The organism is Pseudomonas sp. HLG18, from assembly GCF_051903985.1.
GTDB classification, from domain to species: Bacteria; Pseudomonadota; Gammaproteobacteria; order Pseudomonadales; family Pseudomonadaceae; genus Aquipseudomonas; species Aquipseudomonas fluorescens_BT.
In genome coordinates this window covers 4,911,719-4,933,789 of the sequence record NZ_CP195831.1, presented here as the reverse complement: position 1 = coordinate 4,933,789, position 22,071 = coordinate 4,911,719, and the positions used below count along the sequence as shown (strand labels likewise).

Genomic DNA, 22,071 nt, shown 5'->3' with positions numbered 1-22,071 from the left:
ATGCGGGCCTATAGCGATTGCAGCATCCGCGAAGCCCTCTTCCACCAAGTGCCCGGTTCTGGGCGCTTTAGCTTTTCCCGTTCTACCACCATCAACGGCACATCCTGCAACCGAATCCACGGCTGGTTATTCCAGTGCAGCAAACTCAACGACATCTCGGGCCAATTCAGAAGGCTTAGCTGTGGGCGTTCGCTTGTGGTGGGGTGCTGGGCGTCGCGCAGGGTGGGGATGACCTGATGGGTGAGCCATTCGCGCAGGGCACGGTATTCGGGGCAGTAGTGATAGACGAGGAGGGCGTAGATGCCGGATTCGCTGATCAGGAGGGTGTTTTCGATCTGGTTGTGGATCAGGGTTTTGCGGGTTTGGTATTGGTCGGGGTCGAGTTTTCGCAGCATGCGTTCGTTGAGGTAAATGTGCAGCAGACGGCCCAGGTCGCGGGCGGAGAACCAGGGTTGGTTCTGGATGAGCAGGGCGTGGAGGGGGAGTTTGTGGCGGGTGAAAACCTGAGGAGTGAGATACGTCTCTTCGTTATTCATTGAACAGCTCCTTTTGCTTTAGGGCTGCCCTCAATTGTCGCCAAACAATTGGGTGGCAGTCGTACGCAGGTTGGCGAACCGGAGCAAAAGGAACCCGGCAGACCCGAAGGTCTCCCACGCACAACCGCCATGACTCGATGTGGCGGTAAACATAGCCGCCATCATGTTTGTCATGCGCCTTAAGCCTTCCGGGTCGCCAAACCCAGTGCTGAACATTCAGCATTGGGTGAGCTTAGGAATCAGGGCTTCACGACGCAATCGGACGGCGGGGTTGCAAGCTGTAGGATTCTGCCGAGAGTTGATAGCGAATCCTGAATGGCGGGAAGGTCGTTCCGACCTTCATTCGCGAGCAAGCCCGCTCCCACAAGGGGCGGCATTCACAAAGAAACGAGGTGTTACTCAGCCGGCGGCGTCAGCTTCGCCTCCATTTCCGCCACCTTCGCCTCAAGGCTCTCGAGCCGGGCGCGAGTGCGCGCCAGCACCACCATCTGACTGTCAAACTCTTCGCGGCTCACCAGGTCCAGTTTGCTGAAGGCACTTTGCAGCAGCATCTTGAACTGGCTTTCGATTTCGGCTTTTGGCAAGGGCGTGTCGCCGCTGAACAGGCGGGAGGCGGTGCCGCTCAGGGCGTCGAGGAAGTCTTTGGGCGCGAGCATGGGATATGTCCTGGAAACAATGGCCGGCAGTGTATCACGCAGTGTCTATAGTCATTGGCGCAGGCATGGATGCACGCTTTTCGCGCAATGGGATGCACGGCCGCGCACCGTTGTTGTGCGTATCCCGCGTGCCATTTGGGTGATGGCATCTGCGACAGCGGCCAAGGGATTGAAATCAGTGGTTTTTGGCGAGATGGCAAGCTTTCTGCTTAGTCACCTTCGACCCATGCACTGATGCAGTCGCTGTGACGAATGCAGTGCGGCAGACGGAGCGGGGAGTTTCGTCTGGAGCGGTTAGCTGGCGTCGACAACGAAGCGTTACAAAGCCAGGCACTGCGCTTAGACTTGAGTCGGGTTTGTTTTCCTGGGGCAAGTCCACCAATTCGGGAGAGAGTTTCATGAAGCTAGTCACTGCCATCATCAAGCCGTTCAAGTTGGACGACGTGCGCGAGTCGCTGTCCGAAATCGGCGTGCAGGGCATTACCGTTACTGAAGTCAAAGGCTTCGGTCGGCAGAAGGGTCACACCGAGCTGTATCGCGGCGCGGAGTATGTGGTCGATTTTCTGCCCAAGGTGAAAATCGACGTTGCCATCGACGACAAGGATCTGGATCGGGTTATCGAGGCGATAACCAAGGCTGCCAACACCGGCAAGATCGGTGACGGCAAGATCTTCGTGGTCAATCTGGAACAGGCGATCCGCATCCGTACCGGCGAAACCGATACCGACGCAATCTAAACGCCGCCACAAACCCAACGCCCCAGGAGAAAACAATATGACTCTGCGTAAATTCGCAGGGCTAGGAGCCCTGTTGTCTATCGTAATGCCCGGCCTGGCCATGGCGGCAGACGAAGTGGCAGCTCCAGTCCTGAACTCCGGCGACACCGCCTGGATGCTCACCTCCACAGCCCTCGTGCTGTTCATGACCATTCCCGGCCTCGCGCTGTTCTACGGCGGCATGGTTCGGTCGAAAAACATTCTTTCCGTGATGATGCAGTGCTTCGCCATTACCGGTCTGATCAGCATCCTGTGGGTCATTTATGGCTACAGCATTGCGTTCGACACCACCGGCATGGAGCAGGGCGTCGTCAACTTCAACTCGTTCTTCGGCGGCATGGGCAAGGCGTTCCTCGCCGGTGTCACACCTTCGAGCCTGACCGGCCCTGCGGCGTTGTTCCCTGAGGCGGTGTTCATCACCTTCCAGATGACCTTCGCGATCATCACCCCGGCGCTGATCGTCGGTGCGTTCGCCGAGCGGATGAAGTTCTCCGCGATGCTGATCTTCATGGGCATCTGGTTCACCCTGGTCTATGCACCGATCGCGCACATGGTCTGGTCCGGCAACGGCGGCCTGATGTGGGACTGGGGCGTACTCGACTTCGCCGGCGGCACCGTGGTGCACATCAACGCCGGTGTGGCCGGTCTGATTGCCTGCCTGGTATTGGGTAAGCGCAAAGGCTTCCCGACCACTCCGATGGCGCCACACAATCTGGGTTACACCCTGATGGGCGCGGCGATGCTGTGGGTTGGCTGGTTCGGCTTCAACGCCGGTTCCGCTGCGGCCGCCAACGGCACCGCCGGCATGGCGATGCTGGTGACTCAGATCGCGACCGCCGCTGCCGCACTGGGCTGGATGTTCGCCGAGTGGATCACTCACGGCAAACCAAGCGCACTGGGTATCGCATCCGGCGTCGTTGCCGGTCTGGTCGCGATCACTCCGGCCGCTGGTACCGTGGGCCCGATGGGCGCACTGGTGATCGGTCTGGCGGCAGGCGTGGTGTGCTTCTTCTGCGCCACCACCCTGAAACGCAAACTCGGTTATGACGACTCCCTGGACGCCTTCGGCGTGCACGGTATCGGCGGTATCCTCGGCGCGATCCTGACCGGTGTGTTCGCCGCACCGTCGCTGGGTGGCTTCGGCACCGTCACCGACATCGCCGCACAAGTGTGGATTCAGTGCAAAGGCGTCGGCTTCACCGTGATCTACACCGCCATCGTCACCTTCATCATCCTCAAGGTGCTGGATGCCGTGATGGGTCTGCGCGTGACCGAGGAAGAAGAATCGGTCGGCCTGGATCTGGCACAACACAACGAGCGCGGCTACAACCTGTAAGCACGCGCCGCAAAAAACTTGCCCGGCTCGCCGGGTATTTTTTTGTCTGGAATTTGTCTTCCCTGATACAGCTGAAAGGATTTTTCGTACTGCTTTGGTCGTGTTTACGACGAGTGTTTTTCTGCGGCCAAAGGCTTACATCATTGAAGGAATATTAGGGCCTTTGTTTTTTTCCAGAGCGCGCTAGAATGCGCCCCGAACGTGCGGAGAACTGTATGTGGCAACAGACTCTGATAACCCTGCGGGCACGGCCCCAGGGCTTTCATCTGGTGACGGACGAGTTGCTCGCCGGCCTGCCTGAACTCAGGGCATGCCGGGTCGGTCTGTTGCATTTGTGGCTGCAGCATACCTCGGCGTCGTTGACCATCAACGAGAACGCCGATCCGGCGGTACGTCGCGACTTCGAACGATTTTTCAATCGTCTGATCCCACAAGGAGCAGACGGCTATGAGCATAACGACGAAGGCCTGGACGACCTCCCGGCGCACTTCAAGGCCAGCGTGCTGGGCTGTCAGATCAGTTTGCCGGTAACGGCGGGTCGACTGGCACTGGGTACCTGGCAAGGCGTTTATCTGGGCGAGCACCGTGATCATGGCGGTGCCCGTAAAGTCCTCGCCACCTTGCACGGTGAAGGGGCATAAGCCGTTGGTCACCAATGGTTACCGATTTTTTTCCGGCGACTTTCGACAGTCGCCAAAGCTGGTCTATAACTAATCTGCTTTTCGCAAGTCATGAGGTAGAACATGAGCGACGATGATCTGGAAAACGACGACCTCGAAGTAGGCGACGAAGACGAGGCCGAAGACGGTCTGGAAGCAGCAGCGGAAGACGTTGCTGAAGACGATGGCGGTGACGATACGCCGGCCCCGGCTGCCAAAGGTAAAGCCAAGGCTGCGGTGTCGGTCGACGAGTTGCCGAGCATCGAAGCCAAGAACAAGGAGCGCGACGCCCTGGCCAAGGCCATGGAAGAATTCCTTGCGCGCGGTGGCAAGGTTCAGGAAGTGGAGGCCAACGTGGTCGCCGATCCGCCCAAGAAGCCGGACAACAAGTACGGCAGCCGCCCTATCTGAGGCGTGTCGCTTGCTTGCTGAAATAGCCCGCCGTCGCTGCGGGCTTTTTCATGGGCGAAAGAAACTAGCCGAGGCTGTTCCAGCGGGCGAGCACCGCGGGCAGATCGTTAAGACTGCGAATCTCGGCATCCGGCAGGCGCTCCGCTTCCCAGACCTTGCCGGCCGGGTTGAACCAGATCGCTCGCAGACCGGCCTGCTGAGCCCCGGCGATGTCATCCCCCGGGTGATCACCGATATGCACCGCCGCTTCGGCGTTCACGCCACCGCGCTGCAACGCTTCATGGAACAGTCGCGCATCCGGCTTGGCGATGCCGATGTCTTCGGCGCACAGCGCAAACTTGAAGTAGTCCGCCAGCCCGAGGCGACGCACATCGGCGTTGCCGTTGGTGACCACGCCGAGGGCGTAGTGTTTGGCGAGGGTTTCCAGGATTGGCTCGACTTCCGGGAACACGTCGATCTGATGCCGGGCATGCAGAAACACTTCAAAACTCTTGTCCGCCAGATCCGACGCTTCGCCGTGGGCGTACCCGGCTTCTTCCAGCGCATGGAACAGCACCCGCCGCCGCAACGCGCTGATGCGGTGCTTGAGCCCCGGTTCGCTGGCCAGCACCCGCTCGCGGATCGACCACAGATGCTCCACCGGCACCGCGCCCAGATTCGGTGCATGTTCGCCCAGCCATTCACGCAAAACCGCTTCGGCGCTGACGATCACCGGGGCGGTGTCCCACAGGGTGTCGTCGAGGTCGAAGGTGATCAACTGGATGCTCATGAATCGTCGCCTTTCATGCGTTTGGCCCGTGGGTGGGCGCTGTCATAGACCGCCGCCAGGTGCTGGAAGTCCAGGTGGGTATAGATCTGGGTGGTCTTGATGTCCGAGTGGCCGAGCAGTTCCTGCACCGCGCGCAGGTCCTGGGAGGACTCGAGCAAATGGCTGGCGAAGGAATGTCGCAACATGTGTGGGTGCAGGTTCTGCCCCAGTTCGCGCTCGCCGGCCAGTTTGACCCGCACCTGAATCGCTCGCGGGCCGAGGCGGCGGCCTTGCTGGCTGACGAACACGGCGTCGTCCGACGGGTTGGTCAGCGCCCGCAGCGGCAGCCATTGCTCCAGCGCTTCCCGAGCCTTTTTGCCGACGGGCAGCAGGCGTGTCTTGCTGCCCTTGCCGAGCACCTGGACCATGCCGTCGGCCAGATCGAGCTGATCGAGGTTGAGCCCGGTCAGCTCCGACAGCCGCAGGCCGGAGGAATAGAACAATTCCAGAATCGCCTGATCGCGCCGGGCCAGAAAGTCGTCCTCGACTGCGCCTTCGAGCAGTTGCAGCGCTCGGTCGGTATCGAGGGTTTTCGGCAAGCGGCGCTCGCCTTTGGGCGGTGCCAGGCCGGTAGCCGGGTCGTGATCGCAAAGGCCTTCGCGATTCAGGTAGTGATAGAGCCCGCGCACCGCCGAAAGCAGGCGTGCCAGGCTGCGGGAGGACTGGCCCTGTGCATGCAGGCGGGCGATCAGGCTGCGCAGGCGCTGGATGTCCAGCGCCTGCCAGCTGCCGATGTTCTGTTTGTTGCACCAGCCGAGGACTTTATCGAGGTCGCGGCGGTAGGCCGACAGCGTGTGCGGCGACACCTGCCGCTCACTGCGCAGGTGTTCGCAGTAAGCGTCCAGTTGTCGTTCCATGCTCAGCGTACCGAGCGCAGGGAGCTGTTGACCCGTGGCAGCACGCGGCCCATGACTTCGGCGATGTAGCTGAGGAACAGCGTGCCGACCGAGCTCTTGTAGTGCTGCGGATCACGGCTGGCAATGGCCAGGATTCCGTGGATGCCCTGATGGCTGACGGCGACCACGGCGGTGGAGCCGATCTGCTTGCGCTGCTCCTCGCCGAACAGGAAGTCCAGCTCATGCTCGCGCAGGCTGCCGCTGACGCTCTTGCCTTCGGTGAGCAATCCACCGATGGCGGTTTGTGCGTCGGCGTGGGTCACCCAGCGGCCGACCGGGGCCGGGTTGTCGCCGAGCAGGATCAGGCTGACAAAGGGCACCTGAAAATCCTGACGCAGACTGTCTTCGACGCTGATCACCACATCTTCCAGAGTGGCAGCGTCCATCAGGGCGAGGATCAGGCGACGGGTCTTGTCGAACAGGCGATCGTTGTCCCGGGCCACGTCCATCAAGTGCGAGAGGCGATGGCGCATCTCGATGTTGCGGTCGCGCAGGATGGACATCTGGCGCTCGACCAGCGATACGGTGTCGCCGCGACGATGAGGAATGCGCAGGGACGGCAGCAGCTCTTCGTGTTCGATGAAGAAATCCGGATGAGCCTCCAGGTACGCGGCAACCGCTGCCGCCTCCAGACTTTCGGGCGCTGTTTCAGTGGACTTTCGGGCGGGTACCTGAGGCTTGTCGGTCATGGCTTCTGCTCACTCAAAGACGCACTTGTCCTTCGTATACACGCACTGCCGGGCCGGTCATCAGCACCGGTTGGCCGGGGCCTGCCCATTCGATGGACAGGCGCCCGCCCGGCAGGTCGATCAGCAGTGGCGAATCCATCCACCCCTGGCTGATCGCAGCTACAGCAGCAGCGCAGGCACCGGTGCCGCAGGCCTGGGTTTCCCCGGCACCGCGCTCCCAGACGCGCAATTGTGCGCGATGGCGGTCGATGACCTGGAGAAAACCGACGTTGACCCGCGCCGGAAAGCGCGGATGGTGTTCGATTTTCGGCCCCAGTTCATGCACCGGTGCAGTGTTGATATCGCTGACTCGCAGCACCGCATGGGGGTTGCCCATGGACACTGCGGCCAATTCGACCGGCTTACCGTCGACATCGACCTGATAACTCAAGGCCTGCTCCGGTGCCTGGAACGGAATGTCCGCCGGCACCAGGCGCGGGGCGCCCATGTTCACGCTGATCTGGCCGTCGTTACGCACGTCCAGTTCGATGATGCCGCCCTTGGTCTCGACGCGGATCTGCCGCTTGGCGGTCAGACGCTTGTCGAGCACGAAGCGGGCGAAGCAGCGCGCACCGTTGCCGCACTGCTCCACTTCGGAACCGTCGGAGTTGAAGATCCGGTAACGGAAATCCACATCCGGATTGCTCGGCGCTTCGACGATCAGCAACTGGTCGAAACCGATGCCGGTGTGCCGGTCGCCCCACATTTTTGCGTGCTTGGGCTGAATATGCGCGTGCTGGCTGACCAGGTCGAGAACCATGAAGTCGTTGCCCAGGCCGTGCATCTTGGTAAAACGCAGCAGCATGGGGTTACTCCGGCAGCAGGCTTTCGCCGGCAAACAGCTCGGCCACGGTCTCGCGGCGACGCACTTCAAATGCCTGATCGCCATCTACCAGCACCTCGGCGGCACGGCCGCGGGTGTTGTAGTTGGAGCTCATTACGAAACCATAGGCGCCGGCCGAATGCACGGCCAGCAGATCGCCTTCTTCCAGCGCCAGTTCGCGTTCCTTGGCGAGGAAATCGCCGGTTTCGCAGATCGGGCCGACGACGTCATAGGTGCGCGCAGCGGTCTCGCGGGGCTTGACCGGGGTCACGTCCATCCAGGCCTGGTACAGCGCCGGGCGGATCAGGTCGTTCATCGCCGCATCGACGATGGCGAAGTCCTTGTGTTCGGTGTGCTTGAGGTACTCGACCTGAGTCAGCAGCACGCCGGCGTTGGCGACGATGAAGCGGCCCGGTTCGAACACCAGCGCCAGATCACGACCGACCAGACGCTCGCGCACGGCCTTGATGTAATCGGCGGCCAATGGCGGCTCTTCATCGCGATAACGCACACCCAGACCGCCACCGAGATCGATGTGGCGCAGGTGGATGCCGCAATCGCCGAGGCGATCGACCAGATCCAGCAGGCGATCGAGGGCATCGAGGAACGGAGGCAGAGTGGTCAGTTGCGAACCGATGTGGCAGTCGACGCCGACCACTTCCAGGTTCGGCAGGTGCGCGGCACGCACGTACACGTCTTCGGCGTCGGCGATGGCGATGCCGAACTTGTTCTCTTTGAGACCGGTGGAAATGTACGGGTGGGTGCCGGCATCGACGTCCGGGTTCACGCGCAGCGAGACCGGCGCACGAACGCCCAGCTCGGCGGCGACCACTTGCAGGCGCTCAAGCTCGTCGGTGGATTCGACGTTGAAGCAATGCACGCCGACTTCCAGCGCGCGACGCATGTCGTCACGGGTCTTGCCGACGCCGGAGAACACGATCTTGTCCGGGCTGCCGCCAGCGGCCAGGACGCGTTCCAGCTCGCCACGGGACACGATGTCGAAACCGGCGCCGATACGGGCCAGGACATTCAATACGCCGAGGTTGGAGTTGGCCTTGACCGCGAAGCACACCAGGTGCGGCATGCCGGCCAGCGCATCGGCATAGGCCAGGTACTGGGCCTCGATGTGGGCGCGGGAGTAGACGTAGGTCGGTGTGCCGAAGCGATCGGCGATGGCGGACAGCGCCACACCTTCCGCGAACAGCTCCCCGCCACGGTAGTTAAAAGCGTCCATGGCGATCCCTTAGTAAACGTCGTGCTTGTGTGCCTTGGAGACAGGCTGCTTTTGCGAAGACTGGGCTTGCTCGGCCGGGTCCTGATCTTCATCGGGCAGGTACAGCGGGCCTTTCTGACCGCAGGCCGAAACGAGGCAGGCAACCGCGACGAGCGCAGCAAGGGAAGAGATCAGGCGCTTCATGGCGAAATCCTTGAATATGCGTTAATTGCGCCGGAGTATACCGGCCACCCGGCAGCTTGCCTATGCGACGGAACTCCCGTCCGGCGGGGCTCGGGCTGCGGCGCGGAAACTTTTCCTGCAAGGCGGGTGCATATTTCGTCGCCGGGCAGGGCGCTTGGTCGTTATCCTTTGCAATCGGCTGGCCGCGTCCGTATCTTGCGGCGCTTGAGCCTGATCAGACATTTTTTGAGGTTGCCGCAATGAGTTTGTCCGAAGCCCGTTTCCATGATCTGGTCGATGCCACCCAGCAAGCGCTGGAGGACATCTTTGATGAAAGTGGCCTGGATCTGGATATGGAGAACTCGGCCGGTGTGCTGACTATCAAGTTCGACAACGGCAGTCAGTTGATCTTCAGCCGTCAGGAACCTCTGCGTCAGCTGTGGCTGGCCGACCGTTCCGGCGGTTTCCATTTCGACTATGACGAGCAGGCCGGCAAGTGGGTCTGCGAGAAAACCGAAGAGTTGCTGGGCGAAATGCTGGAGCGCATCGTCTGGGAGCGCGCCGGCGAAAAACTCGATTTCGACGAAATCTGAGATGAGTACCGCGCCACGGCCTGCCAAGCCGCTCTACAGCAACGTCAGCCCGGCAGTGCCTTCGCCGTGCACCGGCGTCTGTCGGCTGGATGAGCAGAAGGTCTGTCTCGGCTGCCTGCGGCATGTCGAAGACATCCGTGAATGGCGTTCGGCCGATGACGAGCGCCGCCGGGTTATCTGTGCCCAGGCGATGCAACGCAGGCAACTGTCCGGGACGTAGCTTGTATATTTTTTGAGCTGTGATAGTGTCCGGAAACGCCTCAACCCATCGAGGCCTGGTGAAAACCCCGTCTTTTTTTGGCGGGGTTTTGCTTTTTTTGTGTGCAGAAGAAAGGAGTCTGCCCGGATCATGACCGCACCTTCCATCACCCTTACCCGTCTGGACGTGCAACGTCTGGAGCGCCTGATCGACAGCCTGGATGACTCGCTGCCGGGCGTGATCGCGCTGCAAACCGAACTGGACCGCGCCGATACCCTGGTCGGCCACGATGAAGTGCCCGCCGACGTCGTAACGATGAATTCCCGTGTGCACTGTCGCGAAGAAGGCAGTGGCAAGGACTACCACCTGACTCTGGTCTACCCGAAGCACGCCAATGCCGACGAAGGCAAAATCTCGATCCTCGCTCCGGTCGGCAGTGCGCTGCTGGGCCTGAAAGTCGGCCAGCACATCGACTGGCCGGCACCGGGCGGCAAGACCCTGAAACTGACGTTGCTCGAAGTCGAATCGCAGCCGGCCAACGGCGGCGACTTTCCGGAGTAACCCCGCCTCAGACCTGCTCGAGCGCCTCGTTCAGAGAGCGTTCCAGGTCGGCCTTGTAACGCAGATACAGATTGCTGGAACTCTGCCCGTCACCGAGCAGGCCCGAGAGGTCGAGGTCGGTGATGTAGCAGCGGTAGCGCTCGGTTTCCCGGCGCTGGCCGACGATTTCCCGGGCGACCACGCTGAACAGTTGGTCGCCATGTTCCAGCTCGCTGAATTCCCGTTGATTGCAATACAGCGTGACCTGCACTTCGCCGGGCGCGGCTTTGCCGACGATCGCCTGCACGTCGTAGAACGGTTTGTTGACCGGCGTCTGCGGTGCGGGGCGCATTTCGACCCGTCGTGCGCGTCCCGGCCCTGATGGCAATAACTGGTAATACGAGATTTCGAGGCTGGCGGTCTGGCTCGCATCCATCGGCAGCAGCGCTTCGCGCCGGAACTGGATCGATTGCAGGAACCGCTGCAACGGCACCAACAGGCTTTGCTCGTCGTGGTAGGGCAAGTGCTGTTGCCACAGCGCATTGAATTCGTCGAGTACGTACAGCTCGGCTGTTTGCTCGATGATCCGGTAGAACACCTGTATGCATTCGGGCTGGCCCATCGGCAGGATCAACGCCAGGTCGTGGTCTTCCAGTGCCATCGGGTCCAGGTGCAGCGGGCTATAGCGTGGCTGTTCCTCGCCCAGATAATCGAGCAGCGCCGGCAGGGTGGCGAGGGCGACGTGGTTGACCTGGCCCGGCACCAGCTCCAGCACGTGATAGTGCTGCTGCACCTGGATCAGGTAGCGGTGATTCAAGTCGCTGAGCAACAGGGTCTGCGCGGTATCGACGATTTCTTCTACCCGGCGGGCGATGAATTGCGCGCGGTTGTGGCAGAAGCAACGTACCCGCAGCGATGGCTGCTGCGGTCCGCGCGGCAGGTTGTTGAGGTAGTCGCACAGACAGTCGAGCAGCGCGTGCGGGCCGTCGAAGCGGTTGACCAGCACTTCGTTCCAGCTGTTGAGCGTGACCTGATCGAGGGTCAGTACGAGGTTCTCGCGGACCCCGGCATAACTCAGGGAATCGGTGCGCTCGGTGGTCATGAGGATGTTCAGGTCGCGGTGATGCTTGAGCGGGTCGACCCCGACATTCACCAGCATCAGCACCTCGCTCGGCACACTGGCGCGCAGCAGTGGTTCTTCTGCAACCGTGGTCAGGGGCAGGGCAATGCTCTGTTGCAGGCTGCCGAGCAAATTGAACAGCTCGAACTCGCTCATGTCGCTGGTGCCGGGGTGCAGGGCCAGTCGCGTGCTGCTGTCGATCACGCCGTTGCGGTGACACCAGGTCAGTAGCTCCAACAGATGCCGGCAGCGCTTGATCGGAGCGAAATGCTCCCACTCCAGCGCCGTGAGACTGCCGTTGTACAGGCCCCATTGGGTTTGGCCGGGCTCCTTTTTGTTCGGCGACTGCACCAGGGTCAGGGTGTCTTCAGCCAGGTCAGGGGCGATGCCGGGGTTGATGAACTCGACCTTGTCGGCCTTGCGTTCGAATGCGGCGTACAGGCGCCGGCCGAGAACGTTGAGGTCGCGCTTGTTGATCAGGCTCACGGTCTGTTCGGTGCGGGCGAACTGGGTCAGGAAGCGGTAGCTGTAGTTCAGCTCGTTGACCAGGGCACGGCGCTCTGCACTGACCTGGCGGACTTTCCACTGGCTGCGGCTGTCGAGCAGTGCCAGTTGCCGCTGGTCCCAGTGCCATTCGCTGGCCAGTCTTTCCAGCAATGAGCGCTGCCAGCTCTGGGTGCGGCTGTTGCCGGTGAGCTTGCGGTTGATCTTGAGGTACAGCGCCCTACGCACCAGCTCCAGCCGTTCCGGCTCGTTGCGCGCAGTGAGGTACTCCTCGATCCGGCGGTAAACCACCATGTACGGATCCAGCTCGTCGAGATCCAGCCGATTGGCGAATACGGCCTGCTTGAAGCGCAGGCTGAGGCATTGCACCTGCGGATGTTCGCTGGCGTAGACCTCGATCAGCAGCAGCTTGAGCACCGACTTGTAAGGCGACTCGATGCCCTTGAACAGTTGCCACAGCCCGGCGCCCACGAACTCGCCCGGCGGAATGTGGGCCAGGGGGCCGAGGTCGAGGGTTTCATCGTTGCGGATGAAACGCTTGGAAATCAGGGTGTGGGTGTACGCGTCGTAGGCACGTTCTTCGTAGACCGGCACCAGCCACCAGATCGGCGTACGCCCGGCCAGCCAGATCGCGGTGCGGTAGAACTCGTCCAGCAGCAGATAGTGCTGAGTGGTGCCGCAATCTTCGGAGCTGAGCTGGGTATCGCGCTCGCCTTTGACGAAGCGTGCCGGGTCGATCAGGAAGAAATGCGCCTCCGCGCCCTGGCTGGCGGCCCAGGTTTCGAGCAACTGGCACTTTTTACGCAGCTCGGCCAGTTCACTGTCGCTCAGGTCGGGGGCGTGGCACACCCACACGTCCATGTCGCTCTGGTCGGCCTGGGCCAGGGTGCCGAGGCTGCCCATCAGGTACAAACCATGAATAGGCCGTGGCGGATTGCTGCCATGGCGCGGCTTGTAGGAAAACGAACGCGTCAGGCGCTGGGCTTCGGCGAGTGCATCGGCGTCCGGTTCGTAATTCGACAGTCCGGCCGGCGTGCTGCCCGAGACATATCCGGGCAACAGCGGATGATTGACGTGGAAAAACAGCGGCAACAGGGTCAGCACGCTTTGCTGGCGTGTCGACAGGCCTTCGAGGGCCAGGTTCAGGCGGCCTTCATTGAGTTTGAGAAAGCGTGCACGCAGCTGGCTGAGAACCTTGCGGTCGATGCCTTCGTCCAGGTCGGGGCGGATTTCATGGGTGAGGGTCATGTCGGCTCAAACCGGCGCGCAGGGCTCGGAGGCAAGGGGTCTCGGGTGTCCGGGAGTTTAGCGCCTGAGCGGCAGGAGTTTTAAGCTGAATTTGTTTTTTTGACGTCAGATTTCTATCGCGCGGCGAGGGGCGACGTTCATGGCTGGCCCGCGGAAATCCCGTGGCAGGGGTTTCCGTGGGCAAAGTCGGGAGGATCAGGCGGTTTGTTGCTCTTTGAGAATCGTCAGTACGGTTTGCACGTTCTGTGCGGCATCGCGACCGAGGCTGGTCAGGTAACCGCCATCAGGCTGGTCTGTCAGTTCTTTTTCGAACAGGCGTTGTGCAGCGGCAATGTGCTTCGGGGCAGCGGTCTGATGAATTTTCAGACCTTCCTGGGAACTGTCCAGGTTGAAGAGTGCGAGGACTTCCAGTTCGGCAACCAACTCAGGGGTAAGCGACATAAGGACTCCAGACTTTCTAGGAATTGGACGACAGCGCCCCTAAGGTGAACCTGCCGGCGCGGCCTGTCCAGTACGCGTGCCAGGGTTTTTGTCCCGGGGTGGATTCCAGTGTAGTCAGAGGGCGGGAGAAGGCCGCAGAGATGGGTGACAAATTGTGTGGGAGCAGGTCTGCTCCCACAGGAGCGGCCGTTTACTGCTTTTCCGGTGGCAGTTCCGGCAGAGCGCGCAGCGCCGTTTCGTACCACTCGGTATCGAACGCGCGGTCATCGTCGAGCATAGCGTCGATTTCGTAGGCCAGCACATGGGCCATCAGGTTCAGAATGTCTTCGCGCTCGTAGCCGACCAGGGTCAGCTTGTTGAAGGTTGCCTTGGCCGCTGGCGGGTTGTCGCTTTCGATCTGGTTCTCGATCGCTTCGATCAGCGTCGATTCGGTGAACTCTTCTTCATCATTGTCGATGTCAGTCGGCTCGCTCATGGCAGGCTCCTCAAGGAAAGGCGCCAGTTTACCCGCATTCAGCGGCGTGATGCTGCTGGCACGAATCCCCGGGGCGATCTATAAACAGGCACTGCCCACCCCGCACGGCCTGGAGGCTATGTGATGTTCAAGCTCTACGGATTCTCAGTCAGCAACTACTACAACATGGTCAAACTGGCGCTGCTGGAAAAAGGCCTGCCGTTCGAAGAGGTCACGTTCTATCCGGCCCAGACTCCAGAGTCTTTGAAGATCAGTCCTCGCGGCAAGGTGCCGGTGTTGGGCACGGAGCGGGGTTACATCAACGAAACGGCGGTCATCCTCGAGTTCCTCGAAAGTACTGGCAAGGGTGTGTCGCTGCTCCCGGTCGACGCGTTCGAGCGTGCCCAGGTGCTGGCGCTGGCCAAGGAAATCGAGCTGTACATCGAACTGCCGGCCCGGGCCTGCTTCGGCGAAGCGTTTTTCGGCGCGGTGCTGCCTGAAGCGATCAAGGAAAAGTCCAGGACCGAACTGCTGCTGGGGTTCGCCGCGTTGGGTCGCCATGGCAAGTTCGCTCCCTATGTGGCGGGCGACAGCCTGAGCATCGCTGACCTGTACTTCCTCTACAGCGTGCCGCTGGCGGCTGCGGTGGGGCACAAGCTGTTCGGTCTGGATCTGCTGGCGGACATGCCGAAGGCCAAGGCGTTGCTGGAGCGACTTGAGCAGAATTCGCACGTGCAGAAGATTGCCGCGGACAAGGACGCGGCGATGCCGGCGTTTTTGGCGATGATCGCTGCGAAGAAGTAAGTTTTTTGGTGCTTTCGAGATAGCTTTCGCGAGCAAGCCCGCTCCACACTTGATCTCGATTGGACACCATTCGGTGTTCGCAGCAGATCGAATGTGGGAGCGGGCTTGCTCGCGAAGCTTTGGTCTTTAGCGGCTGGCGATCAATGCCTGACCGCGAGCAACGGCTGCCTTGACCTGTGCCGGCGCAGTCCCGCCGATATGGTCACGGGCATTCACCGAGCCTTCCAGGGTCAGTACGGCAAACACGTCCTGCTCGATCTGGTCGCTGAACTGACGCAGTTCTTCCAGGCTCATCTCCGCCAGATCCTTACCGGTGTCGACGCCGTACTTTACCGCGTGGCCAACGATCTCGTGGCAGTCACGGAACGGCAGGCCACGGCGAACCAGATAGTCGGCCAGGTCAGTGGCGGTGGAGAAACCGCGCAGCGCCGCTTCACGCATGATTGCGTGTTTCGGTTTGATCGCCGGGATCATGTCGGCAAAGGCACGCAGCGAGTCGCGCAGAGTGTCGGCGGCGTCGAACAGCGGTTCCTTGTCTTCCTGATTGTCCTTGTTGTAGGCCAGCGGCTGGCCCTTCATCAGGGTCAGCAGGCCCATCAGGGCGCCAAACACACGACCGGTCTTGCCGCGTACCAGTTCCGGCACGTCCGGGTTTTTCTTTTGCGGCATGATCGAGCTGCCGGTGCAGAAACGGTCCGGCAGATCGATGAACTGGAACTGCGCGCTGGTCCACAGCACCAGCTCTTCGGAGAAGCGCGACAGGTGCATCATCGCGATGCTGGCGGCCGAGCAGAATTCGATGGCGAAGTCGCGATCCGACACGTTGTCCAGCGAGTTGCCGCCGACAGCGTCGAAGCCCAACAGCTGTGCGGTGTATTCGCGGTCGATCGGGTAGGTGGTGCCGGCCAGCGCGGCGCTGCCCAGCGGCATGCGGTTGGTGCGCTTGCGGCAGTCGACCAGACGCTCGTAGTCGCGGCTGAGCATTTCGAACCAGGCCAGCATGTGGTGCCCGAAGGTCACCGGTTGCGCGGTCTGCAGGTGGGTGAAGCCCGGCATGATGCTCGCGGCTTCGCGCTCGGCCTGCTCCAGCAGACCTTTTTGCAGGCGAGTGATCTCGGCCAGAATCAGGTCGATCTCGTCGCGCAGCCACAGGCGGATGTCGGTGGCGACCTGGTCGTTGCGGCTGCGGCCGGTGTGCAGTTTCTTGCCGGTGATGCCGATGCGGTCGGTCAGGCGTGCCTCGATGTTCATGTGCACGTCTTCGAGGTCCACGCGCCAGTCGAACTGGCCGGCCTCGATTTCGCCCTGGATGGTCTTCAGGCCATCGATGATGCTGTCGCGCTCGGCATCCGTCAGCACACCGACCTTGGCCAGCATGGTGGCGTGGGCGATCGAGCCCATGATGTCGTGGCGATACAGGCGCTGGTCGAAAGTGACGGAGGCGGTGAAGCGGGCGACGAAGGCGTCGACGGGTTCACTGAAGCGGCCGCCCCAGGACTGATTGGTCTTGTCAGTGCTCATGAATTCGCTCGTATCGGCTTGAAGAAAGAAGGCGTGAAACGCTGGCGCGGATAATAACAGGGTTGCCAATCCTGTCGCTGACACTGGTCGATACGTTTTTTTCTCATCTCTGCGTTCATAGTCACCGCCGGTTCCGGGGGATTTGCGCAAGGATATTTTCCGATTGAGCAATATCGGCCCGGCAAGCGTCTACAGTAGGACTAAGGGTCGGCGCGACTGTGGATCGTGCAAAGGTCTGGCAGCCGACTATAAGAAGAGAGGGGTGGGTGTTTTGACCATCGGCATACCCTGCGTAAAACGCAGACAGGCGCGAGCCTTGAGGGGTGCGTTCCGGGTGCCGGCAAATATTGCCGGCCGACGTACGGCACTTTTTGGCGCTCGCGCTAGTCTTAGCGTGGATCGCGGTGACGGACGTCACTCCACTTGTCTACGCTATCCTTGTGCGAGACTCACGCAGGAATCCAGCGCAATATGAATGTCCTGATCGTTGATGACGAACCACTGGCCCGCGAGCGCCTCGCCCGAATGGTGAGCGAGCTCGAGGGCTACACAGTCCTGGAGCCCAGCGCCACCAATGGCGAAGAGGCGTTGGCACTGATCGACAGCCACAAGCCGGATATCGTGCTCCTTGATATCCGCATGCCGGGCCTCGACGGCCTGCAGGTGGCTGCCCGTCTGTGCGAACGTGAAACACCGCCAGCCGTGGTGTTTTGCGCAGGTCCCGATGAATTTGCCGTGGAAGCCCTGCAGGCCAGCGCCGTGGGCTATGTGGTGAAACCCGTGCGAACCGAACATCTGCAGGAAGCCCTGAAAAGGGCCGAACGTCCGAATCGGGCTCAGCTATCGGCCCTGACTCGTCCCGCCGCGGAAAGCGGCAATGGCCCACGCAGCCACATCAGCGCCCGAACCCGCAAGGGCATCGAGCTGATCCCGCTGGATCAGGTGGTGTATTTCATTGCCGATCACAAATACGTGACCCTGCGCCATGAAACCGGTGAAGTCCTGCTGGACGAGCCCCTCAAGGCACTGGAAGACGAGTTCGGCGAGCGCTTCGTGCGGATCCACCGCAATGCGCTGGTCGCCCGCGACCGCATCGAGCGGCTGCAACGCACCCCGCTGGGCCACTTCCAGTTGTTCCTCAAGGGCCTGAACGGTGACGCGCTGATCGTCAGCCGCCGGCATGTGGCGGGCGTGCGCAAGATGATGCAAGGGCTTTAGTCCGCTGGCGTCGGGCGGCTCGTTTTTCCATTCACCAGGCATTGCCGGCCAGGGAGGCCACGCCGTTTCTGATTCAGGTCAAAGTGGATTTGGCTGAGCTGTTATTATCCGCCGTATCTATTCAGTACGGATTGATCCATGTCCTCTCGCGAAATCCGCATCGCCACCCGCAAAAGTGCACTGGCCCTCTGGCAGGCCGAATACGTCAAAGCCCGTCTGGAAGCAGCCCACCCGGGACTGCTGGTGACGCTGGTGCCCATGGTCAGTCGCGGCGACAAGCTGCTCGATTCGCCCCTGTCGAAAATCGGCGGCAAGGGCCTGTTCGTCAAGGAGCTGGAAACCGCGCTGCTGGAAAACGAAGCCGACATCGCCGTCCATTCGATGAAAGACGTGCCGATGGATTTCCCTGAAGGCCTCGGTCTGTTCTGCATCTGCGAGCGCGAAGATCCGCGCGACGCGTTTGTCTCCAATACCTGTTCCAGCCTCGACGCGTTGCCGGCCGGCAGTATCGTCGGCACCTCCAGCCTGCGTCGCCAGGCACAGTTGCTGACCCGTCGTCCCGACCTGGAAATCCGTTTCCTGCGCGGCAACGTCAACACCCGTCTGGCCAAGCTCGATGCCGGCGAGTACGACGCGATCATCCTCGCGGCGGCCGGTCTGATTCGCCTCGGTTTCGAAGATCGCATCACCTGCGCAATCAGTGTCGACGACAGCCTGCCGGCCGGTGGCCAGGGCGCCGTCGGTATCGAATGCCGCAGCGCCGACACTGAAATCCACGCCTTGCTCGCGCCTTTGCATCACGCCGATACGGCTGACCGTGTGAGCGCCGAACGTGCCCTCAACAAACACCTGAATGGCGGCTGCCAGGTGCCGATCGCCTGCTACGCCGTGCTTGAAGGCGAGCAATTGTGGCTGCGTGGCCTGGTCGGCGAACCGAGCGGCGGCAAGCTGCTGAGTGCCGAAGCCCGGGCGCCGCGCTCTGACGCTGCAGCGCTGGGCGTGCAAGTTGCTGAAGATTTGCTCCGCCAGGGTGCCGACGACATTCTCAAGGCGGTCTACGGCGAGGCAGGTCACGAGTGACGGCCTGGCGCCTGCTGCTGACGCGCCCCGCGGACGATTGCGAGGCGCTGGCCGAGGTGCTGGCCGGGCAGGGGATTTTCAGCAGTTGCCTGCCGCTTTTGGAAATCGCGCCGCTGCCGGTCTCTGACACAATGCGCCAGACGTTTGCCGGGTTGTCGCGCTACAGCGCGGTGATCGTGGTCAGCAAGCCGGCGGCGCGCATCGCTGTGCAGATGATCGATGCCGTGCCGGCCATACCCTGGTTCAGCGTGGGTGCGGCGACGGCGCAGATTCTTCAGGATCGGGGTCTCGATGCGCATTGCCCGGACGAGGGCGATGACAGTGAAGCCTTGCTGCAATTGCCGCGTCTGCTCGACGCCGTTGCACGGCCCGGCGCACGGGTGTTGATCCTGCGCGGAGAGGGCGGTCGCGAGCTGCTGGCCGAGCGCCTGCGCGAGCTTGGTGCTAGTGTCGAGTATCTGGAAATGTATCGCCGTGACCTGCCGGACTATCCGGCGCAGGAACTGCCCCGACGGATTGCGGCGGAACGCCTGAACGGGCTGGTGGTCAGCAGTGGACAGGGTTTTGAGCACCTGCGCCAATTGGCCGGCGACACATGGCCGGTGCTGGCGCAGTTGCCGTTGTTTGTTCCAAGCCCAAGGGTCGCCGGGCAGGCACGTGCCGCCGGGGCCCAAACAGTTGTGGATTGCCGCGGCGCGAGTGCCGCGGCTTTGCTGACGGCGTTACGGGAGCATCCCGTGCCCGTTCCCTAATGCAAAGGATGGATACGTGAGCGAAACAGCCTTGCCTAAAGATGACGTCCAACCTGTGATCGACGCACAGGTTGATGCACCGCCACCGGCCACCGAACCGCGCCGAGGCAACGGATTGGCCATTGTCGCGCTGCTGCTGGGCGCCGCCGGTGTCGCGGTGGGTGGCTGGGGTGTCTGGCAGGTGCGGCACCTGCAAGCCAACACTCAGGAGCAATTGAGTCAGGTGCAGGCGTTGAATGATCAGGCCCAGAACCTGAAACTCAACGAGCAACGTCTGACCGAGCGTCTCGGACAACTGCCGGGCGCTGACGAGCTCGCCGAGCGCCAGCGTCTGGTGACCCAGCTTCAAGGTGATCAGCAGCGCCTCAATCAGCGTCTGGAAACCGTCCTCGGGGCCAGCCGCAAGGACTGGCGTCTGGCCGAGGCCGAGCATCTGTTGCGTCTGGCCAGCCTGCGTCTTTCGGCCCTGCAGGACATCAGCAGCGCTCAGGCGCTGGTGCAGGGGGCCGACGAGATCCTGAAGGAACAAAATGATCCGGGTTCGTTTGCCGCGCGTGAACAAGTGGCGAAAACCCTGGTGGCGTTGCGCAGTACCGAGCAGCCCGATCGTACCGGCCTGTTCCTGAAGCTGGGCGCACTGCGCGATCAGGTCATCGGGCTCACCGAGCTGGCGCCCGAATACAAGGATCGCGGCGATTCGCTGCTGGGCCTGACCGCCGATGGCGACGGCGCCAGCCGCTGGTCGCAGTGGTGGGATCAGATCTCGCGCTACATCCGCATTGATTTCAACGCCGATAAAAACGTAAGGCCACTGCTCGCCGGGCAGAGTCTGAGCCAGGTGCGCCTGGCCCTCAGTCTTTCGCTGGAGCAGGCGCAATGGGCGGCGCTCAACGGCCAGGCTGCGGTGTATACCCAGGCGCTGACTGAAGCGCGGGATGTGCTCAAGGGCAACTTCAACCCGGACAATCCGCAGAGCAAAATCATGCTCGAGCAGGTGGCGGAGCTGAGCAAGCAACCGGTTACGGTTGTCACCCCGGATCTGGCGGGCACCCTCAGCGCGGTACAGGCCTACCTCGAGCGCCGTAACGTCAACGCTGAAGACTCGGTGAAACCCTTCGCCAAACCTGCCGCCACCGCGCAGGAGGCCACGCCATGAAGCGCCTGTATGTCATCGTGTTTCTGGTGATCGCTGCGACGGCGGCCCTTGGTCTGGCAATTGCCGAGCATTCCGGTTACGTGTTGGTGGCTTACAAAAGCTTCCGCTATGAGTCGAGCCTGTGGGCGACCCTGGCACTGGTGGCGGTGCTGTGGCTGTTGATCTGGGGCATCAAGGCCTTGGTGGAACTGGTGCTGACGTCCGGTGGCGTAGTCAATCCCTGGTCGCGGCGCAACCGCAGTCGCCGCGTACAAGTGGCGATCGAACACGGTCAGCTGGATCTGGCTGAAGGTCGCTGGGCCAGTGCGCAGCGCCATCTCTACCGGGCTGCCGAGGCCGAGCGCCAGCCATTGCTGTATTACCTCGGTGCCGCCCGTGCCGCCAACGAGCAAGGCAACTACGAAGAAAGCGATCGGTTGCTGGAGCGTGCCCTTGAGCGCCAGCCACAGGCTGAACTGGCGATTGCCTTGAACCACGCGCAACTGCAAACCGACCGTGGTGATACGGATGGCGCACTGGTGACCCTGCAGGCCATGCGCGAGCGTCACCCGCACAACGTTCAGACCCTGCGTCAGTTGCAGCGCCTGCATCAACAACGTGGCGACTGGTCGGCAGTCATTCGGCTGTTGCCCGAGTTGCGCAAGGACAAAGTCCTGCCCTCCGCCGAACTGGCCGAACTGGAGCGTCGCGCCTGGGGGGAGAACCTGTCGCTGGCAGCACATCGCGAGGAAGATGGCACGGTCGGTCTGCAGTCGCTCAATCGCGCCTGGCAGCAATTGACCTCGTCGCAGCGCCAGGAGCCGCCTCTGGTTCTGGCCTACGCCGAGCAACTGCGCCAGTTGGGAGCCCAGGTCGAAGCTGAAGAGGTATTGCGCGGCGCCCTCAAGCGCAAGTACGACAGCCACCTTGCGCGGCTCTATGGTCTGGTGCGCGGCAGCGATCCCGCGCGTCAACTGCAAACCGCCGAAGGCTGGCTCAAGGATCATCCCGCCGACCCGAGTCTGCTGCTGACGCTCGGTCGACTGTGCCTGCAAGCCAGTCTGTGGGGCAAGGCGAGGGACTATCTGGAAAGCAGCCTGCGCACGCAGCGCAATCCGGAGGCCTGTGCGGAACTGGCGCGGTTGCTGGCTCGACTCGGCGATACCGATCGCAGTAACCAGCTGTTCCAGGAAGGGCTCGGTCTGCTGGATGAGCGTCTGCTGGCCTCGCCGTTACCGGTCCAGGCTCATGCCTGAATGGACGAGGGAGTACGCTCCCTCGCTCATGTTCTTGACTGAATAGTTACCGTCTTTTCTCTTCTTGGGCAAAGTCCTACAAGGGACTACATCCATTCCTCTCGCGCTTGTCGGGATTTCCCTACACTTCTGGTGAAGTGTCGCCAGTGGCCCGCCTTGAAAGGCCGAGGCCCTTTCCTCT

The 22,071-nt window shown here is 61.8% G+C and carries 25 protein-coding genes and 1 pseudogene; 14 read left to right on the top strand and 12 right to left on the bottom strand.

The features are described 5' to 3' along the window. Nucleotides 1-8 precede the first annotated feature (8 nt). Both ACSPX5_RS22790 and ACSPX5_RS22785 read right to left on the bottom strand, forming a co-directional pair. Nucleotides 9-536, bottom strand: a complete 528-nt coding sequence (locus ACSPX5_RS22790; protein WP_439820303.1) for a BRO-N domain-containing protein — start codon at nt 534-536, stop codon at nt 9-11. A gap of 395 nt (nt 537-931) precedes the next feature. Continuing rightward, nucleotides 932-1,192, bottom strand: coding sequence for an accessory factor UbiK family protein (locus tag ACSPX5_RS22785; RefSeq protein WP_007920416.1), 261 nt, complete (start codon nt 1,190-1,192; stop codon nt 932-934). A 398-nt stretch (nt 1,193-1,590) separates the two neighbouring features. Here ACSPX5_RS22785 and glnK point away from each other — a divergent pair, with 398 nt between their 5' ends. From glnK to sutA, 4 genes are all read left to right on the top strand, one after another. Further along, nucleotides 1,591-1,929: a P-II family nitrogen regulator gene (gene glnK, locus ACSPX5_RS22780; protein ID WP_002555808.1), complete on the top strand. Its 339-nt coding sequence runs from the start codon at nt 1,591-1,593 to the stop codon at nt 1,927-1,929. A gap of 37 nt (nt 1,930-1,966) precedes the next feature. After that, entirely contained in the window at nt 1,967-3,304 is a 1,338-nt protein-coding gene (locus ACSPX5_RS22775) for an ammonium transporter (RefSeq protein WP_027610437.1), read from the top strand. Nucleotides 3,305-3,519: 215 nt separating this feature from the next. Further along, a complete protein-coding gene (locus ACSPX5_RS22770; protein ID WP_439820302.1) occupies nt 3,520-3,945 on the top strand; it encodes a secondary thiamine-phosphate synthase enzyme YjbQ in 426 nt (141 codons plus the stop codon). A 102-nt stretch (nt 3,946-4,047) separates the two neighbouring features. Further along, a complete protein-coding gene (gene sutA / locus ACSPX5_RS22765) occupies nt 4,048-4,374 on the top strand; it encodes a transcriptional regulator SutA (RefSeq protein ID WP_007951900.1) in 327 nt (108 codons plus the stop codon). Nucleotides 4,375-4,438: 64 nt separating this feature from the next. Here sutA and ACSPX5_RS22760 read toward each other — a convergent pair whose 3' ends face one another. Genes ACSPX5_RS22760 through lptM form a run of 6 tightly spaced genes read right to left on the bottom strand, consistent with a single transcriptional unit; the run spans nt 4,439 to nt 9,046 of the window. Then, a complete protein-coding gene (locus tag ACSPX5_RS22760) occupies nt 4,439-5,143 on the bottom strand; it encodes an HAD family hydrolase (RefSeq protein ID WP_323159704.1) in 705 nt (234 codons plus the stop codon). Then, nucleotides 5,140-6,039 (bottom strand): tyrosine recombinase XerC, encoded by a 900-nt coding sequence (gene xerC, locus ACSPX5_RS22755; protein ID WP_323159705.1) that lies wholly within the window; start codon nt 6,037-6,039, stop codon nt 5,140-5,142. Before xerC ends, ACSPX5_RS22760 begins: the two co-directional genes overlap by 4 nt. A 2-nt stretch (nt 6,040-6,041) precedes the next feature. Next, nucleotides 6,042-6,767 carry a DUF484 family protein gene (locus tag ACSPX5_RS22750; RefSeq protein WP_169432433.1) on the bottom strand — a complete coding sequence of 242 codons (726 nt, stop codon included), beginning with the start codon at nt 6,765-6,767 and terminating at the stop codon, nt 6,042-6,044. A gap of 13 nt (nt 6,768-6,780) precedes the next feature. Next, nucleotides 6,781-7,611: a diaminopimelate epimerase gene (dapF, locus tag ACSPX5_RS22745; protein ID WP_439820301.1), complete on the bottom strand. Its 831-nt coding sequence runs from the start codon at nt 7,609-7,611 to the stop codon at nt 6,781-6,783. A 4-nt stretch (nt 7,612-7,615) separates the two neighbouring features. Continuing rightward, nucleotides 7,616-8,863: a diaminopimelate decarboxylase gene (gene lysA / locus ACSPX5_RS22740; RefSeq protein WP_169432431.1), complete on the bottom strand. Its 1,248-nt coding sequence runs from the start codon at nt 8,861-8,863 to the stop codon at nt 7,616-7,618. A 9-nt stretch (nt 8,864-8,872) separates the two neighbouring features. Continuing rightward, nucleotides 8,873-9,046, bottom strand: a complete 174-nt coding sequence (gene lptM / locus ACSPX5_RS22735) for an LPS translocon maturation chaperone LptM (RefSeq protein ID WP_007951888.1) — start codon at nt 9,044-9,046, stop codon at nt 8,873-8,875. A 239-nt stretch (nt 9,047-9,285) separates the two neighbouring features. Here lptM and cyaY point away from each other — a divergent pair, with 239 nt between their 5' ends. From cyaY to rnk, 3 genes are all read left to right on the top strand, one after another. Continuing rightward, nucleotides 9,286-9,618 carry an iron donor protein CyaY gene (gene cyaY / locus ACSPX5_RS22730; protein ID WP_114886277.1) on the top strand — a complete coding sequence of 111 codons (333 nt, stop codon included), beginning with the start codon at nt 9,286-9,288 and terminating at the stop codon, nt 9,616-9,618. A 1-nt stretch (nt 9,619) separates the two neighbouring features. Beyond that, nucleotides 9,620-9,838, top strand: coding sequence for a DUF1289 domain-containing protein (locus ACSPX5_RS22725; RefSeq protein WP_169432430.1), 219 nt, complete (start codon nt 9,620-9,622; stop codon nt 9,836-9,838). Nucleotides 9,839-9,967: 129 nt separating this feature from the next. Next, nucleotides 9,968-10,378 carry a nucleoside diphosphate kinase regulator gene (rnk, locus tag ACSPX5_RS22720; RefSeq protein ID WP_085708929.1) on the top strand — a complete coding sequence of 137 codons (411 nt, stop codon included), beginning with the start codon at nt 9,968-9,970 and terminating at the stop codon, nt 10,376-10,378. Nucleotides 10,379-10,385: 7 nt separating this feature from the next. Here the strand turns inward: rnk and ACSPX5_RS22715 are convergent, their stop codons facing one another. From ACSPX5_RS22715 to ACSPX5_RS22705, 3 genes are all read right to left on the bottom strand, one after another. Continuing rightward, nucleotides 10,386-13,229: a class I adenylate cyclase gene (locus ACSPX5_RS22715; protein WP_439820300.1), complete on the bottom strand. Its 2,844-nt coding sequence runs from the start codon at nt 13,227-13,229 to the stop codon at nt 10,386-10,388. A 195-nt stretch (nt 13,230-13,424) separates the two neighbouring features. After that, nucleotides 13,425-13,670, bottom strand: a complete 246-nt coding sequence (locus ACSPX5_RS22710) for a TIGR02647 family protein (protein WP_007951883.1) — start codon at nt 13,668-13,670, stop codon at nt 13,425-13,427. 190 nt (nt 13,671-13,860) lie between these two features. Further along, nucleotides 13,861-14,145: a hypothetical protein gene (locus ACSPX5_RS22705; protein ID WP_085689966.1), complete on the bottom strand. Its 285-nt coding sequence runs from the start codon at nt 14,143-14,145 to the stop codon at nt 13,861-13,863. A gap of 123 nt (nt 14,146-14,268) precedes the next feature. On the opposite strand from ACSPX5_RS22705, the gene ACSPX5_RS22700 reads away from it, so the two are divergent. After that, complete coding sequence (locus tag ACSPX5_RS22700) at nt 14,269-14,928, top strand: glutathione S-transferase (RefSeq protein WP_439820299.1); 660 nt, start codon at nt 14,269-14,271, stop codon at nt 14,926-14,928. Nucleotides 14,929-15,054: 126 nt separating this feature from the next. Here the strand turns inward: ACSPX5_RS22700 and argH are convergent, their stop codons facing one another. Then, nucleotides 15,055-16,449, bottom strand: coding sequence for an argininosuccinate lyase (gene argH, locus ACSPX5_RS22695; protein ID WP_103368168.1), 1,395 nt, complete (start codon nt 16,447-16,449; stop codon nt 15,055-15,057). A 343-nt stretch (nt 16,450-16,792) separates the two neighbouring features. On the opposite strand from argH, the pseudogene ACSPX5_RS22690 reads away from it, so the two are divergent. The 6 genes and pseudogenes from ACSPX5_RS22690 to ACSPX5_RS22665 all read left to right on the top strand — a co-directional run. After that, nucleotides 16,793-16,924 (top strand): annotated as a pseudogene (locus ACSPX5_RS22690) (sensor histidine kinase); the annotation flags it as partial. Next, the gene (locus ACSPX5_RS22685) at nt 16,921-17,667 is read left to right on the top strand and encodes a LytR/AlgR family response regulator transcription factor (RefSeq protein WP_169432426.1); all 747 of its coding nucleotides are present in this window, start codon (nt 16,921-16,923) and stop codon (nt 17,665-17,667) included. The pseudogene ACSPX5_RS22690 and the gene ACSPX5_RS22685, both read left to right, overlap by 4 nt. Nucleotides 17,668-17,805: 138 nt before the next feature. Next, a complete protein-coding gene (gene hemC, locus ACSPX5_RS22680) occupies nt 17,806-18,747 on the top strand; it encodes a hydroxymethylbilane synthase (protein WP_169432425.1) in 942 nt (313 codons plus the stop codon). Beyond that, nucleotides 18,744-19,499 carry a uroporphyrinogen-III synthase gene (locus ACSPX5_RS22675; RefSeq protein WP_169432424.1) on the top strand — a complete coding sequence of 252 codons (756 nt, stop codon included), beginning with the start codon at nt 18,744-18,746 and terminating at the stop codon, nt 19,497-19,499. The genes hemC and ACSPX5_RS22675 overlap by 4 nt, the downstream gene beginning before the upstream one ends. A 16-nt stretch (nt 19,500-19,515) precedes the next feature. Next, on the top strand, nt 19,516-20,655 hold the full coding sequence (locus ACSPX5_RS22670; RefSeq protein WP_439820298.1) for a uroporphyrinogen-III C-methyltransferase: 1,140 nt from the start codon (nt 19,516-19,518) through the stop codon (nt 20,653-20,655). Further along, a complete protein-coding gene (locus tag ACSPX5_RS22665) occupies nt 20,652-21,890 on the top strand; it encodes a heme biosynthesis protein HemY (RefSeq protein WP_207863861.1) in 1,239 nt (412 codons plus the stop codon). Before ACSPX5_RS22670 ends, ACSPX5_RS22665 begins: the two co-directional genes overlap by 4 nt. Nucleotides 21,891-22,071: the final 181 nt, after the last annotated feature.